The 15,339-nt window shown below is 63.1% G+C and carries 15 protein-coding genes and 1 pseudogene; 4 read left to right on the forward strand and 12 right to left on the reverse strand.

The genetic code is table 11. The features are described 5' to 3' along the window. Positions 1-3 precede the first annotated feature (3 nt). From A2I95_RS05900 to A2I95_RS05920, 5 genes are all read right to left on the reverse strand, one after another. On the reverse strand, positions 4-1,323 hold the full coding sequence (locus tag A2I95_RS05900; protein WP_291728778.1) for a cell envelope integrity protein TolA: 1,320 nt from the start codon (positions 1,321-1,323) through the stop codon (positions 4-6). A 268-nt stretch (positions 1,324-1,591) separates the two neighbouring features. Then, the gene (locus A2I95_RS05905; protein ID WP_291728780.1) at positions 1,592-1,891 is read right to left on the reverse strand and encodes a hypothetical protein; all 300 of its coding nucleotides are present in this window, start codon (positions 1,889-1,891) and stop codon (positions 1,592-1,594) included. Next, positions 1,888-3,468: a hypothetical protein gene (locus tag A2I95_RS05910; RefSeq protein ID WP_291728782.1), complete on the reverse strand. Its 1,581-nt coding sequence runs from the start codon at positions 3,466-3,468 to the stop codon at positions 1,888-1,890. The genes A2I95_RS05905 and A2I95_RS05910 overlap by 4 nt, the downstream gene beginning before the upstream one ends. A gap of 3 nt (positions 3,469-3,471) precedes the next feature. Continuing rightward, the gene (locus tag A2I95_RS05915; protein WP_291728784.1) at positions 3,472-3,720 is read right to left on the reverse strand and encodes a tail fiber domain-containing protein; all 249 of its coding nucleotides are present in this window, start codon (positions 3,718-3,720) and stop codon (positions 3,472-3,474) included. Positions 3,721-3,767: 47 nt separating this feature from the next. Further along, positions 3,768-4,115, reverse strand: coding sequence for a hypothetical protein (locus A2I95_RS05920; protein WP_291728786.1), 348 nt, complete (start codon positions 4,113-4,115; stop codon positions 3,768-3,770). On the opposite strand from A2I95_RS05920, the pseudogene A2I95_RS05925 reads away from it, so the two are divergent. The 4 genes and pseudogenes from A2I95_RS05925 to A2I95_RS05940 form a co-directional block, all read left to right on the forward strand. Beyond that, a pseudogene (locus A2I95_RS05925) lies at positions 4,108-4,741 on the forward strand (integrase core domain-containing protein); the annotation flags it as partial. The gene A2I95_RS05920 and the pseudogene A2I95_RS05925 sit on opposite strands and share 8 nt — an antisense overlap. 587 nt (positions 4,742-5,328) lie before the next feature. Beyond that, positions 5,329-5,532 carry a hypothetical protein gene (locus A2I95_RS05930; protein WP_291728788.1) on the forward strand — a complete coding sequence of 68 codons (204 nt, stop codon included), beginning with the start codon at positions 5,329-5,331 and terminating at the stop codon, positions 5,530-5,532. Next, on the forward strand, positions 5,526-5,795 hold the full coding sequence (gene tnpB / locus A2I95_RS05935) for an IS66 family insertion sequence element accessory protein TnpB (protein WP_291728790.1): 270 nt from the start codon (positions 5,526-5,528) through the stop codon (positions 5,793-5,795). Before A2I95_RS05930 ends, tnpB begins: the two co-directional genes overlap by 7 nt. Next, positions 5,792-5,914, forward strand: coding sequence for a hypothetical protein (locus tag A2I95_RS05940; RefSeq protein WP_291728792.1), 123 nt, complete (start codon positions 5,792-5,794; stop codon positions 5,912-5,914). Before tnpB ends, A2I95_RS05940 begins: the two co-directional genes overlap by 4 nt. Positions 5,915-5,917: 3 nt before the next feature. Here A2I95_RS05940 and A2I95_RS05945 read toward each other — a convergent pair whose 3' ends face one another. The 7 genes from A2I95_RS05945 to ptsP all read right to left on the reverse strand — a co-directional run. Continuing rightward, positions 5,918-7,531, reverse strand: a complete 1,614-nt coding sequence (locus tag A2I95_RS05945; protein WP_291728794.1) for an AMP-binding protein — start codon at positions 7,529-7,531, stop codon at positions 5,918-5,920. Between the two features lies 1 nt (position 7,532). After that, entirely contained in the window at positions 7,533-8,693 is a 1,161-nt protein-coding gene (locus A2I95_RS05950; RefSeq protein ID WP_291728796.1) for an acyl-CoA dehydrogenase family protein, read from the reverse strand. Between the two features lie 91 nt (positions 8,694-8,784). After that, positions 8,785-9,591, reverse strand: coding sequence for an enoyl-CoA hydratase family protein (locus A2I95_RS05955; protein ID WP_291728798.1), 807 nt, complete (start codon positions 9,589-9,591; stop codon positions 8,785-8,787). Beyond that, positions 9,588-10,040 carry a MarR family transcriptional regulator gene (locus tag A2I95_RS05960; RefSeq protein WP_291728800.1) on the reverse strand — a complete coding sequence of 151 codons (453 nt, stop codon included), beginning with the start codon at positions 10,038-10,040 and terminating at the stop codon, positions 9,588-9,590. Before A2I95_RS05960 ends, A2I95_RS05955 begins: the two co-directional genes overlap by 4 nt. Beyond that, a complete protein-coding gene (locus A2I95_RS05965) occupies positions 10,037-10,762 on the reverse strand; it encodes an SDR family NAD(P)-dependent oxidoreductase (RefSeq protein WP_291728802.1) in 726 nt (241 codons plus the stop codon). Before A2I95_RS05965 ends, A2I95_RS05960 begins: the two co-directional genes overlap by 4 nt. Then, on the reverse strand, positions 10,759-13,053 hold the full coding sequence (locus tag A2I95_RS05970; RefSeq protein WP_291728804.1) for a bifunctional salicylyl-CoA 5-hydroxylase/oxidoreductase: 2,295 nt from the start codon (positions 13,051-13,053) through the stop codon (positions 10,759-10,761). The genes A2I95_RS05965 and A2I95_RS05970 overlap by 4 nt, the downstream gene beginning before the upstream one ends. A gap of 176 nt (positions 13,054-13,229) precedes the next feature. Continuing rightward, on the reverse strand, positions 13,230-15,339 hold a 2,110-nt coding region (gene ptsP, locus A2I95_RS05975), incomplete at its 5' end, for a phosphoenolpyruvate--protein phosphotransferase (protein ID WP_291728806.1).

Below are 15,339 nucleotides of genomic sequence, written 5' to 3' on the forward strand. Positions count from 1 at the left end.
CCCTCAGTTCTGTGCTTGCATCTGGTAGATTTGATCCAGGTCCACACCCACGCCGTGCTGCATCAAGTATTCAGCGGCCTGGAAGATGCCATCCTGCAGCATCTGATCGCGGGCGAGGTCATCTTTCATTGCCAGTTCGGCCATCTTCATGCTGCCGTCCTGCTGCGCTTTCTGAACGTCAAGCGCGGCTTTCTGCTGGCTCTGCATAATCTTGATCTGCGCATCCTGCTGCGCCTTCTGGATCATCGCCTGCGCCTTGACCTGCTCCGCCTGCACCAGGGGGGCGGGCTGATCCGGCTGGTTCGCAGCATCTGCCGCCGATTTCTCGGCAAGCTCCGCCTCGATCTGCTCATTCATCGGCTGCCAGTAGCGGCTCACATTGTGCAGCCCGGACAGCATCAGGCTGTCGGCCAGGGTGTTGCGAATGTTGGTCATGGTCACCAGGCCATTCTCCGGCCCGAATTCGCTCCAGATGCCCATTTGGCGATCAAAGGTCTGCCCGAGCATTGCGACCTTGACCATTTCGCCTTCGTTGCCCAGCCCGACGTTGATTGTCACATCCAGATCCGGATCGAACTGCGACACGTCCAGCTCGGTGAACTGACCATTGAGACGCATAGTGACCGGCCCGGCCTCGCCGCTTTTCAGCAGGCGCAGAACGATGCGGAAAAGCCGCGTCATGCCGCCCTCGGCAAGGTGCCGCGCCATCACCTCGGGCTGCGCGGCCGCCGCCCGGTCCAGCATGTTCACCGCGCCAACGTTTGCATTCTGCAGCGCGTCCGGGTTCAGGCCGCTGGCCGCTTCGGTGATGCCTGTTTTGTTCTGCGTCACAACGTCGTGATACTGCGCCGCGGCCAGCGCATCAGCCGCCGGGAATGTGGTGTTCAACGGCAGGAACTTGTCAGCTGGCGTACCCTTCACGCGCACAAGGCCGTCCACCTCGCCGTTCATCATGTCATCGGAATCAACGTTGTCTTCATCGAAAGCCCCGCGGGGGGAGTTGCCCAGTGCCACGCTGTCCAAGATGCCCCGCAGCAAGGCGGTGCTGGCGTTCTGGTCTTCTTGGATCAGCTCCACCAAGGACCGGCCAAAGAAGGTATACGGCTCCGGGTCGATCTCAAAGATGGCAAACGGCGTGTCATCCACCGGGTAGTGGTCCAGCAGCTTGTACTTGCTGCCAGCCATGATGAAAGCATAGAGCTGCGCAACGCCCGTGCCCTCCACATCGACCCGCATATAGGCCTCAGTGTAACGCACCCGGCGCATCGACAGGTCGTCGCTTTCGTCGTCCTGATCGTGGTATCGGCGTAGCGCGCACCGCACGAGAGGTAGCAATGGGCGCAAGCCCACCCAGCAGGCCGCCCGCAAACTCTGCGATTTGGCTGTCAGGGGCAATATCGCGCGCCACCTGTGAACCAACACCCGCCCCTGCCGCCGATGCGGCTTCGAGGCCTAGAAGGGGCATCAACCCCTTAGCCGTCCTTGCTGTAAGGCCTGCTGGGATAACCATGGCGCCAGCCTCACGCCCGATGCTCCGAGCGTAACGCTGCCCCGCCGTCTCCGGCTGCGCGTCAGTGATGGATTCAGTTCCCTACAGCGCGCCCTTGAACGAGCCGCTACCGCCAATCGGGTCGGAAATCGCGTCAATGTCCGTTCCCGCCATGGCGTTGACACCGGAAATCCCAAGGTTGAGGGCGCCAGTTGCCAGATCTACAGGCAAGCCTGCCAGCTCTGCCAGCCCCTCGTTTACCCCGTTCATGGTCTGCTCAACCAGATTGGTTTGAGGGACTTCCTGTGTCGCCACTGCCTCCTGCTCCTGCGGCTGCTGCGCCGCGGCCCGGCGGCGCCTCGCGCGCGCCAGCGCAAGGGCTTTCTGCTGCTTTGGTGTCATTGGAACAAAGCCCTTTCCTCGGGGGTCATAAACTCCCAATCCTCCGGGGCGATTCCCGGCGGGATAACACCGCCCTGCGGCGCGGCTGGCTCGAAGCCAAATTCTGCGGCGTTCGGATACGCCTCGGCTTTCTGCTTGATGCCGTCATAAACGACCCGGAGGCGTTGCAAGTTGCGCTGCAGTTGCTCTTTGCTTTGCGACCGCTGCACGCTGCCTAGAACGGCCTGCAGCTCGGTCAGTTCGCGCTCTGAGACCGCGCCCAGGGCGCCGCCGGTCGGACTCGCTTCCCGCATCTGCTGCAGCCGGTCAAAGCCGATATTCGCCTGCACGGTCCGCAGGGTGTTTTGCAGGTCGTGGGCGCCCGTCCCGCCAAGGCCGCTCAGAACCCCGCCGACAGCTCCGGTTGTGCCCCAGCCCTCAGACTGCCCCAGCGCGCGGTCGATATCCTCCAGAACGATGTTTGCGGACCTGTTGGCCTGCCCCCCTCGCTCTGCTGCCGCCGCCGCCTGCGCCTGGATCTCAAGCTCCGCCGGGGATCCAGGGATGGGCGCAGCGGTCGGAAGCCCCGTCTCCGGGTCGATCCGCGCCCCGCCGGTCGCCGGGTCAAGCACATAGCCGTAATCGGTAGACAGCTTGCCAAGGCCGGGCGCACCAGCGCCGCCGACCGTGTTGTTGATCTGGGTCGCCCCCGCAGCGCGCTTCTGCTGCTGGAAGTCCACAAAGGAGCCGTCAAATCCCTGTGCTTTAGCGTATTCGTACTCGATCAGGTCGTTTGTCCGGTTGTCCTCGGGCGCCTGCATCCGCTCCTTCATCACGACATTGAACACGTCGCCAGCGCTCACCGCGCCACTGTCCACCAGCTCGGCAAACTCACCGTAGCCATTGCCGCGCAGCCATTCCGCTGTTTGGTTGCGCGATTTTGTCGCCTTGGCGTCCTTCTCGCCGCGCGCCCTCATCTGATAGGCGTTCTGCAGGAATTGGTCGCCGCTGACGGGCCGGGACATGTTGTAGAAGCCGCCCGCCAGGGCCATCGCCAGTTCCGGCTTGATGCCGAACGCGCCGCGTTGCTCTTGATCCTGCTGCATAGGTGCCCCCATTCTGTCGCTGCCTTCGCCGCCTGCCATGAAACCCGGTGTGCTGCCGCCGCCAAACAGGGCTTCAGCCTTCCGGCGGTGCCCTGCCATCTGCTGCTCAACCTTGTCGCGCACGGTGCCGGGCGCTCCGCCATTGCTCGCGTCGGATGCGCCATAACGGCCCACGCCGCCCGCATTGATCGCGCTGTAAATGTCCAGCAGGCCCATGCCGGGTTTTACGCCCGTGTCCCGCAGGTACTTCACCACTGCGCCGTCTTCGCCCAGCTGGGAGCCGACCGGGTTATCCCAGTCGGCGCCGTATTTCTGCGCCTGCGGTTCTCCGAATTGGATCAGGCCGCGGTGCTGCCCCCACTGTGTTGTCGGGCCAGCCTTGGCCGGGTCGAATGTGCCGGCAGTCTCATAGGAAATGGCCGTGGCCAGATCCACCGGCGACACGCCAAGGGCGCCCGCAGATCGCTGGATGCCGTCCCGCAGGTCAAACATGCCTTAGGCCCCGATCAGGTCGTAACGCACAGCCTTCAGGCCGTCCGGGCGTTCCACAACCGCTTCCGGCTGCACCGCCTCGACCTCCTGCGCCATAACGCCCATATGGAAGGTATTGTCGCCCTTGTAGCGGTAGACATAAACCGTCAGGCCGCCGTCAGTCTGGCCAATCCGGCGGTTACCCCCTGCTCCAACAGGTTGCCCAGGACACGGAGGGCCAGACGGCTGTCCATGGCCTGCAGTTCTGCCCAAGCTGCCTGGTTGCCACCCTGATGAGACGGCATACCCTCGTGAAAGCCCTAGAAGGCCTCGTACAGCTCCAGCTCACGCCCTTCACGGTAGCGACCCTCATTCAACAGCAGCTTCCGCAAGGCTCCCAGAGCCTCTGCACGGGTGCTTGTGCCGACAGACCGCGTCAACACCGACTTCATGTCGTCCCGGTGGAATCCAGGCACGGCGTAAAGGTCCTCAGTGTCCGGCATCGGCTTGCCCTGCCGGGCATACAGCAGGGCCATTTGCATCCCGCCATAGTCCAGCTCTGCGGTGGGCTTGCCATTGATGGTGAGCTGCCGCCGGTACTCCTTTGGCAGCCTCTGGACCCAATGCCCATAGAGACGGCCGGCACGGCCATCATCTTCACTAAACACGCGGTACACGCTCTTCTGGCCGCCCAGCAGGAAGGGCGTCGGCCGGATTTATCAGCAGACCTTCATCGACACCTACGAGTGGGTGGCGGCCTGCAAGCTCTACACCGGGAAAACCGCGATCACTGCGGCCGACCTGCTGAACGACCGGGTCCTTCCCTTCTTTGCTGAACACGGCATCAGCCTGCTGCGCATCCTGACGGACCGCGGCACCGAATATTGCGGCAAGGTCGAAAACCATGCCTATCAGCTCTATCTGGCCGTCGAGGACGTGGACCACACCAGGACCAAGGCGAACAGCCCCCAGACCAACGGGATCTGCGAGCGCTTCCACCGGACCATCAAGGACGAGTTCTACGACATCGTTCTTCGGGAAAACGCCCCACTGGGGCCTTTTCTGATCCTCATCACTCCGCAAGAAGCTTTACCGGACGGTGGAGGACTTGCAGGTGGATCTGGACGCCTGGCTGGCAAAATACAACGAGCAGCGGCCGCATTCGGGACGATACTGCTATGGCAAGACGCCTATGCAGACTTTCCGCGAAACGCTACATATTGCCAGGGACAAGACAATCTCGGCTTCCGGACCATCGGACAGCCACCAGCCCGTTCTCAGCACGGAAAGCTGAGGTGTCCGTCAGATCAAGTCTGAAGTTTTACAGCTCAGGGCCGAAGGTCTGAATATTCGCGCTCTGCACGGCGCGGCGACCGAAGTTGCAGGTGTGCGTATCATCGGCGCGACGCTATGGGCCGATTTGAAACTCTATCCCGAGCTATTGAGCCTTGCCCGCGAGCGCGTCGCAAATCTGATGCCGGACTATCGTTCCATTCTTAGCGGTCCTAATACGCTGTTCAGTCTTGAGGACATACTGAGCTGTAACAGCCGCGACAAAGCTGCGATTTTCGCTGCCCTCAACACACCGTTTGACGGGCCAACCGTGTCTCCAAATTTATGGCCAATCTTGCCGTTTCTTCGAAAACCAGCGCGTCGGCTATGATCGAATGCCGTCATGGCTAGAAAACCGTGCCGAATAAGATGGCTCTCTCCCCGGCCCTCCCCGCAGGTGACGCTGGAACAGGCGGCGCGGGACAAGGCCCGGGCGGTGGCGGATACGCTTGAGCCGGGCGCAACGGTGACTGGTGTGGCGGCGCGGTATGGGGGCCGTCACACCAGCTATCAGCTTGGCGCCGGCAGGCGACGCCGGGGAAACTGGTATTGCCAGCGGCGGAGCTGGACGACCCGGTCTTCGCCCCGCTGGTGGTCTGCGATGTGCCGGAGGTGCAGCCCGAGCCGGACATTGCCGCATCGGAAGAGGTGATCCGGCTCGTCTCGGGCGAAGTCAGGATCGATCTGGCGCCCGGCACGCCCGCAACCCGGACCGCCAAGATGGTGCATGCGCTAGGGGCCTCGCCATGCTGATGCCCTCACAGGGCGTCCGGATTCTGGTGGCAGCGAAACCGGTGGCTCGCCATTGGGCTCAAACCAATGGCGCCCAAGGCTTGCTCCGCAAAGGCCATGACGGTCTGGCAGCGCTCGTGCAGTCAGCGCTGGCGGAAGATCCGTTCACCGGCACGGTCTTCATGTTCCGCGCCAAACGGGCGGAGCCCAGCGGCCTCGTCATGGCATACAAGCGCCTTGAGGAGAGCACGTTCACCTGGCCCGCCATCCGTGCGGGGCGATGACCTCAAACCGTGCCCAATTCGAGGCGTTGTTTGCCGGGCCGGACTGGCGGCGGCTGCGGCAGCTCTCCGGCCAGCGGCTTGACAGCCACCAGCAGGATAAGCCCCAGGAAACGCCCTGACAGCTAGGCCTTCAGCCTGAAACGCTGGATCTTGCCTGTCTCGGTCTTCGGCAATGCTGCGGTAAATACCACTGAACGAGGATACTTATAAGGCGCGATTTCCGACTTCACGTGATCCTGCAGCAGCTTGACCAGTTCATCCGACCCCGCCTGCTCATCGGCCAGCACTACATGCGCTTGCACGATCTCGCCGCGCGCTTCATCCGGGACACCGATCACCGCGCATTCCGCCACCGCTTCATGCGCCAGCAGGGCGGCCTCCACTTCAGGGCCCGCAATATTGTAGCCGGACGAGACGATCATGTCGTCGTTGCGGGCGGCAAAATGCAGATACCCGCCGTCATCCCGGATAAAACTGTCCCCGGTGATGTTCCAGCCGTCCTGCACGTATTCAGCCTGCCGGTCATCAGCCAGGTATCGGCATCCGGTAGGCCCCCTGACCGCCAGCCGTCCGACCTTGCCGTGCGGGGCCTCGTTGCCGTCTGCATCCAGCACTTTCACCTGATAGCCGCCTACCGGTTTGCCGGTGCAAGCAGGCCGGTGATCGCTGAACCGGTTGGTGATGAAGATATGCAGCATCTCGGTCGCGCCGATCCCGTCCAGCATCGGTTTGCCGGTCTTCTGCATCCACTCATCATAGACCGGTGCGGGCAAGGTCTCGCCGGCCGACACCGCCGCGCGCAGCGAGGACAAATCCGCCCCCTTCTCCATCGCCCGCAGCATAACCCGGTAGGCCGTCGGCGCGGTAAAGCAGACGGTTGCCTTGTATTTCTCTATGATCTCGATGAGGTTGGGCGGCGTTGCGTTTTCCAGCAGTGTCGCCGCCGCGCCGAACCGCAAAGGGAAGATCGCCAGCCCGCCCAGCCCGAAGGTAAAGGCCAGCGGCGGCGAGCCGACAAACACATCTTCGGGCTGCACATCCAGCACTTCACGCGCATAGCCGTCGGCAATGATCAGCAGATCGCGGTGAAAATGCATTGTCGCCTTGGGCGACCCGGTGGTGCCGGAGGTGAAGCCCAGCAAAGCCACGTCATCGCGCCCCGTTTGCACCGCCTCATAGGCCACTGGTTTTTCCAGCGCCAGCCGGTCCAGTTCCGCGTCGTGGTTGGAGGTGCCATCGAAGCCGACAACCGTCTTCAGGAATTTCGACTCCTTGGCGCAGGCAACCAGCTCATCCTTCAGCCTTGTGTCGCAAAGCGCGTGGGAGATCTCGGCCTTGTCGACGATCCTGGCCAGCTCGCCCTTGCGCAGCATCGGCATGGTATTGACCACCACTGCACCCGCCTTAGTCGCCGCCAGCCAGCAGGCCACCATCGCCGGATTGTTGGCTGAGCGGATCAGCACCCGGTTGCCCGGTTTCACGCCCAGATCCTCGCTCAGCACATGCGCCAGCCGGTTGGTCCAGTCCGCCAGCTCCTTGTAAGTCCGGTAGCGGCCGTTGCCGATCAGCGCGGTGCGGTCGCCGAACCCCTTCTCCACCATCGCATCGGTCAGTTCGACCGCGGCGTTCAGGTACTCGGGGTACTCAAACCCCTCCAGCAGGAACTCCGGCCACTGGTCCATGGGCGGCAGGTTGTCCCGGGCAAATGTGTCCGCATGCGCGGTTGGTCCCAGCATCTCAGTTCCCTCCCTGAAAGGCGCCAAGGGTCTGGCGGGCAATCACCACCCGCTGCACGTCCGAGGCACCCTCGTAGATCCGCAAGGCCCGGATATCACGGTAGAGTTCCTCCACCTTCTGGCCCCGGCGCACGCCGTCGCCGCCATGCAGCTGCACCGCCTTGTCAATCACAGCTTGCGCCTGGTCAGTGGAAAACAGCTTGGCCATCGCGGCCTCCCGCGTGACCCGCGCGGCGCCTGCATCCTTGGCCCAGGCCGCGCGGTAAACCAGCAGTGCGCTGGCATCCACATCCAGAGCCATATCGGCAATGTGCCCCTGCACCATCTGCAGATCAAAAAGCGGCGCCCCCTGAACCTGCCGCGCGGTCACCCGCTCCAGCGATTCATCCAGCGCCCGGCGGGCAAACCCCAGCGCCGCCGCCGCCACGGTGGAGCGGAACACATCCAGCACCGACATGGCGATTTTGAAGCCCTGCCCCGGCTGCCCCAGCAAGGCGGATTCAGGGATCCGGCAGTCACTGAACCGCAAGGTTGCCAGTGGATGCGGCGCAATGGTTTCCAGCCGCTCCACCACTTCAAACCCCGGCAGGCCAGCCGGCACGATAAAGGCGCTCAACCCCTTTGCCCCTGGCGCCTCGCCGGTGCGGGCAAACAGCGTGTAGACATCGGCAATCCCGCCATTCGAGATCCAGGTCTTTTCGCCGTTCAATACATACTGATCGCCGTCCAGGGTGGCCGTCATAGTGGAATTGGCCACATCCGACCCCGACTGCGGCTCGGTCAGGGCAAAGGCCGAAATCGCCTTGCCCGCGCGTGTCAGCGGCAGCCATTCCGCCTGCTGCTCCGGGGTGCCGAACAGCGAAATCGCCCCGGTGCCCAGCCCCTGCATGGCAAAGGCGAAATCCGCCAGCCCGTCATGGCGCGCCAGCGCCTCGCGGATCAGGCACAGTGCGCGCACATCCAGCTGCTCGCCTGCCATGGCGCCGGAGTGCTGCGTCCAGCCGCCCGCGCCCAACGCAGCCACCAGCGCCCGGCAGGCGGCATCCGTGTCCGCATGATCGATGCCCGCCAGATGCGCCCCGGCCCAGGCCTCCAGCTCCTCCGCCAGCGCCCGGTGCCGATCCTCAAAGAACGGCCAGTTCAGAAACGACTTGTCCGCCATGGCGCGGCCCTCCCTGTTTCACCTTTGTTCAAATACTCCGCCGGAGGCTCCTCTACCCTCCTCCGGCGCGCGGCCCGCGGCCAGAAGCGGCTCAACCGCCCTCGAACACCGGCTTTTCCTTGTTCACAAAGGCATGATACGCGCGCTCGAAATCCGCCGTCTGCATGCAGATCGCCTGCGCCTGCGCTTCGGCTTCGATGGCCTGTTCGATCGACATCGACCATTCCTGCGCCAGCATTGTTTTGGTCATCATGTGGCCGAAGTTCGGACCGGCTGCGATCCGCTCCGCCCAGCCCTGTGCCTCACCTTCCAGCTCATCCGGCGCCACCAGCGTGTTGTGAAAGCCCCAGGCGTGGCCCTCTTCGGCGCTCATCGACCGACCGGTGTACAGCAGCTCCGCCGCCCGGCCCTGGCCGATGATCCGCGGCAGGATTGCGCAGGCGCCCATGTCGCAGCCCGCCAGCCCGACACGGGTGAACAGAAAGGCTACCTTTGCCTCAGGCGTGGCGATCCGGATATCCGAGGCCATGGCGATAATCGCCCCCGCCCCCACACAGATGCCGTCAATCGCCGCAATCACCGGCTTGCCGCAATTCACGATCGCCTTGACCAGATCGCCGGTCATCCGGGTGAAGGCCAGCAATTCCTTCATACTCATCTTCGTCAGTGGCCCAATAATGTCATGCACATCTCCGCCCGAGCAGAAATTGCCGCCGTTGGACGCAAAAACCACCGCCTTGACCGTGTCGTCATAATGCAGGTCCCGGAACCAGTCGCGCAGCTCGGCGTAGCTGTCGAAGGTCAGCGGGTTCTTCCGCTCCGGCCGGTCCAGCGAGATTGTGGCAACCCCCTCCTCGATCCGGCACAGAAAATGCTTCGGCTCCGTGTTCACCTTCATGCCTTTCCTCCCTCATCGAGCCGCCGCGCCACCGCGTCCAGGCTTTCCGCAATCGCTTGCGCCTCATTCGCTGTCAGCCCGTCGAAGGCCGCATTGATCCAACCCTCATGCGCCTCGGCCTGGCGCGAAAACTCCGTCTGGCCGGCCGCCGTCAGCCGCACCAGATTGGCGCGCCGGTCGCCCTCAACCTTCTCGCGCAACACATGGCCGTCCTCGACCAGCCGCTCGACAATGCCGGTCACGTTGCCGTTCGACACTTTCAGAACGCCCGACAACTCACTCATCTTCAGGCCTTTTTCGTGCTGCATCAGCGCCGCCATCACGTCAAACCGCGGCAGCGTGGTTGCAAACTCCCGCCGCAGGTTTTCGCGCACGTCGCTTTCCACCGCCTTGGTGGCCTTCAGCACCTTCAGCCACAGCCGCAGCCGGTCTTTTGATGTCGTGCTCAAATCTCTCCCCCCGAAACGCTCATCGCGTGCCCGTTGATCGAAGACGCGCCCGCGGATGCCAGAAACACTGCCGTTGCGGCCACTTCTTCCGGTGCAATCAGCCGCTGCATCGGATTGCCGCCAACCACCATCTTCAGCGCCTTCTCCCGCGCAATATCATGCCGGGCCATCAGCCCGTTGATCGCGCTCTCCGCCATCTCGGTATCAACAAACCCAGGGCAGATCGCATTGCAGGTGATCCCGCGCTTGGCCACGCTCTGCGCCACCGAGCGCACCAGCCCCAGCACCCCGTGTTTGGAAGCCGCATAGGCCGGGATCTGCGCCCCGCCCTGCAAGGACGCGGTTGAGGCAATGGCCATCAGCCGCCCGCCCGGTTTCATCCCCGCCCGCAGCGCAGCGCGGAAGGTCAGGAACGTGCCCGTCATGTTCACAGTCAGCGTGCGCTGCCAATCCTCCAGCTCAACATCCTCGATCCGCGCCGCAACCCCGGTGCCTGCATTGGCAATCACCACGTCGTAGGGCGTGTCGAACAGCGCCTCCACCTGCGCCTCATCCGTCACATCCGCCTCGCGGATATCCAGATTCAGCCCTTCCGCCGCCGCTTCGAGCGGTGCCCGGCGGCGGCCGGCGATGGTGACATGGCAGCCGTCCGCGGCAAAGGCATGGGCAATTGCCTTGCCAATCCCGGTGCCGCCGCCTGTGACCAGTACCCTGCGTGTCATGCCCGGATCACCTCCGCTTCGCGGTCGGCCAGGCGCCAGGCCTGATCCCGGCCCGCATGATAGGGCAGCGGCCAATGCCCGTGCCGGTCGCCGATCCGCGCCGCCTCGTGCAGGGTCCAATAGGGATCCGCCAGATGCGGCCGGCCCACGCAGACCAGATCCGCCCGCCCCGCCATCAGGATCGAGTTGGCATGGTCTGCTTCATAAATATTGCCCACCGCCATGGTGGCAATCCCGGCCTCATTGCGGATGCGGTCGGAAAACGGCGTCTGGAACATCCGGCCATAGACCGGCTGCGCCTCTGTCGAGGTCTGCCCGGCCGACACATCAATGATATCCGCTCCCGCCGCGGTAAAGGCCTTGGCAATCTCCACCGCCTCCTCCGGCGTCACGCCATCGTTGCCAACCCAATCGTTGGCAGAGATCCTCACCGACATCGGTTTTCCCTCCGGCCACATCGCGCGCATGGCCTGGAACACTTCCAACGGATAGCGCAGGCGGTTTTCCAGGCTGCCACCGTATTCATCTGCCCGAATGTTCGATTTTGGCGATATAAAGGAGGATATCAGGTAACCATGCGCCGCATGAAGTTCGATCATGTCAAATCCTGCGCGCTCTGCCATCTGGACGGATGCAACAAATTCGTCCCGGATTTGACCCATTTCCGCCCGCGTGATCTCCCTCGGGGCCGGATTGTTGTCCGACCACGGGATGGCCGACGCAGATACTGTTTCCCAATTCCCGTCAGGCAAGGGCGCGTCCATTTCCTCCCAGCCCAGCTGGGTTGAGCCCTTGCGGCCCGAGTGGCCGATCTGGCAGCAGACCTTGGCGTTCGTCTCCGCATGCACAAAGTCCGTCAGGCGCTTCCACGCTGCCTCATGCTCCGGCGCATACAGCCCCGGACAGCCCAGCGAGATCCGGCCCTCAGCCGACACACAGGTCATCTCGGTATAAACCAGCCCCGCCCCGCCCTTGGCGCGCTCGCCATAGTGGATCAGATGCCAGTCTGCGGGGCAGCCCTCAACCGCTTTGTATTGCGCCATGGGCGAGACCACGATGCGATTCTGCAGCTCCATGCCGCGCAGACGGTAGGGCGCGAACATCGGCGGCCGCACCGGCGCATCAGCGGGCGCTCCGGCTTTGGCCTGAAACCATTTCTCGGCGCTTTGCAGCCACTCCGCATCCCGCAGGCGCAGGTTCTCGTGGGAAATCCGCTGCGACCGGGTCAGCAGCGAATAATTGAACTGCACCGGGTCCATATCCAGATAACGTTCAACCTCCTCGAACCACTCCAGCGAGTTGCGCGCCGCTGACTGCAGCCGCAGCACATCCAGACGCCGCTCCTCCTGATAGCGTTCGAATGCGCGCTCCAGTGCGGGTTCGGTGCTGACCAGTTCCGCCAGTGCAATCGCACTGTCAAACGCCAGCCGCGAGCCCGACCCGATCGAGAAATGCGCCGTGGCCGAGGCATCGCCCAGCAGCACGACATTCTCGTGGTGCCACTTTTCGCAGAGCACCCGCGGAAAGTTGATCCACACCGCCGCGCCGCGCAAGTGGGCCGCGTTCGACATCAGCCGGTGGCCGCCCAGGTGATCGGCAAAAATCTCCTCGCAGGTACGGACGGTCTCCTCCTTGCTCATGCCCTCAAAGCCCCAGGCCTCCCAGGTCTCGGCAGAGCATTCGACGATCACCGTCGCGGTGTTGTCGTCAAATTGATAGGCGTGGACCCACATCCAGCCGTGTTTGGTCTTCTCGAAGATGAAGGTGAAGGCATCGTCGAATTTCTGATGGGTACCGAGCCAGATAAACTTGCAGGGGCGCACGTCGATTTCCGGATTAAAATGTTCCGCGAACTCATTGCGGACACTGGAATTCAGCCCGTCGCAGCCAACCACCAGATCATAATCTTTCTGATACTCCGACGCAGGCTTGGCCACGGTTTCAAACTGCAGGTCCACCCCCAGCTCGCGTGCCCGGTCCTGCAGCAGCAAGAGCATCTGCTTACGCCCGATCCCGGCAAAGCCGTGGCCGCCCGACACCGTGCGGGTTCCGTCGTGGACAACTGCGATGTCGTCCCAATAGGCAAAGCTTTCCCGGATCGCCGCCGCACTCTGGGGGTCGTTTGCAGTCAGGTTCTCCAGCGCATCATCCGACAGCACCACGCCCCAGCCAAAGGTATCATCGGATTTGTTGCGCTCAATCACCGTGACCTCAGCCTCGGGTTGGCGCAGCTTCATCGAGATGGCAAAGTAAAGACCCGCAGGCCCTCCTCCCAAACAGGCGACTTTCATGATCATCCCTTCCCGCTCAGCGCACGTCTCTGATGGTCAGGATAAGCAGGTCCAAAAAAACTTCAAGCCTAAAGTTTTAAGCTTGAAGTAAATGGGCATGGAGCTTTAGCACAGTCCCTGCCGGGTCTGCTCAAAAACCCAATGAAATCATCTGCCGGACTCAGGGTCCGCGCCGGTCAAAGTTCCCGCAGGTATTTCATCACCGCCGGGCGCACCGCCTGGTCGCCGCGGTGGCGCGCATCCGAGATGATCTTGCGCAGCTCGCCCAGATCCACCCGCAGCAGCAGCGATTTGACCGGCCCGATGGAGGCCGGGCGCATCGACAGCGTGCGAATGCCCATGGCAGCCAGGCACACGGCCTCGACCGGGCGGCCCGCATCCTCGCCGCAGAAACTCAGCGGCGTGCCTGAGATTACACAGCGCTCTACAATGCGCTCAATGAAGGTCAGAAAGCTCACATTCAGCGTATCATAGCGGCGGCGCACGCGCTCATTCTCGCGGTCGGCGGCAAAAAAGAACTGTTTCAGATCATTGCCGCCGATCGAGATAAAGGCAACCTCGTCAAAGAACTTCTGCGGCGCATAGGCCAGCGACGGCGTTTCCAGCATTGCGCCGATCTCCAGCTCAGCTGGCAGCACATGGCCCAGAATACGCTCGCGCTCGATGGTCTTGTCCACTTCGGCCTTGGCCGCGCGGTATTCTTCGAACTGGGCAACAAAGGGGAACATGATCGACAACGGCCGCCCTTCGGCCGAGCGCAGCAGCGCCTGCAGTTGCATCCGCATGATGCCAGGCTTGTCCAGCCCCACCCGGATCGCCCGCCAGCCCAGTGCAGGATTCGGTTCATCCGTCGGTTTCATATAGGGCAGAACCTTGTCGGATCCGATGTCCAGAGTGCGGAAAATCACCGGTTTACCATGGGCGGCATCCAACACCCGCTTGTACAAAGCAACCAATTCCGAGCGCTTGGGCATCTGATTCCGCACTAGAAATTGCAATTCCGTGCGAAACAGCCCCACACCTTCGGCACCAGAACTATCCAGCGACGGCAGGTCCGCCATCAGACCTGCATTCATCACCATATTGATGCGCTGGCCGTCAGTGGTGACCGCCGGCTTGCTGCGGATTGACGCATAGCGCTCCTGCGCCTGGGCGTGCATCGCGATCTTGTCGCGGAAGGCGCCGACAACTGTTTCATCGGGCCGCAGATGCACCACACCCTGATCGCCATCCACCATGATGTGGTCGCCGTTCAGCGCCTCGGTGGTGACCCGCTTGGCATTCACTACCAGCGGAATGGCCAGTGCCCGCGCGACAATCGCGGCGTGGGATCCGACCGAGCCCTCCTCCAGCACGATGCCCCGCAGGCCGCGGCCATATTCCAGAAGATCCCCCGGTCCTATGTTGCGGGCGATCAGGATGGGGTTATCCGGCAGCTCGGCCCCGGTGTCTGCCCCCTGCCCGGTCAGAATCCGCAGCAGGCGGTTGGACAGGTCGTCCAGGTCGCTCAGCCGCTCGCGCAGGTAGGCGTCCTGAACCTGGCTCATCCGGGCGCGGGCCTGGGATTGCTCTTTTTCCACTGCGGCTTCGGCGCTCAGACCGCGGGCGATGTCTTCTTCCATCCGCCGCATCCAGCCTTTGGAATTGGCAAACATCCGATAGGCCTCAAGAACTTGCAGCTGGTCTTTGTCGCCGTTGCGGGAAACTTCCAGCATTTTGTCAACGCCGACTCGCAGTTCCTCGACCGCGGCGTTCATCCGCTCCAGCTCACGCTGGGGATCATCGGCAATCGGATTGGTCACGATCACCCGCGGCTCATGCAGCCAGACGTGGCCTTCTGCCGCGCCCTCCTGGGCCGAGGTACCGTGGATCAGAACCGGCTGCTGGTGCAACGGCGACAGAGCCGCGCCTTCGCCGACAAAGGCGCCCAGCTCGGTCATCTCCGCGATGACCATCGCCACCACTTCCAGCGCATAGACCGCATCGGCTGAAAACTCGCGCCCCTCCTTGGACTGGACCACCAGAACACCCAGCATCTCGCCCAGCCGCTGCACCGGCACCCCGAGGAAGGAGGAAAACCGCTCCTCCCCGGTTTCCGGCATATAACGGAACCCCTTGGCATTGGGCGCATCCGGCGTGTTCACCACCTTGCCGTATCTCGCCACCCGCCCCACCAGGCCCTCGCCGATGCGCATCCGGGTCTGGTGCACAGATTCGGTGTTCAAGCCTTCGGTTGCACACAGCTCCAGCGTCTCGTCATCGCGGAACAGATAGACCGAACACACC

The sequence above is a fragment of the Leisingera sp. F5 genome (genome assembly GCF_001593695.1).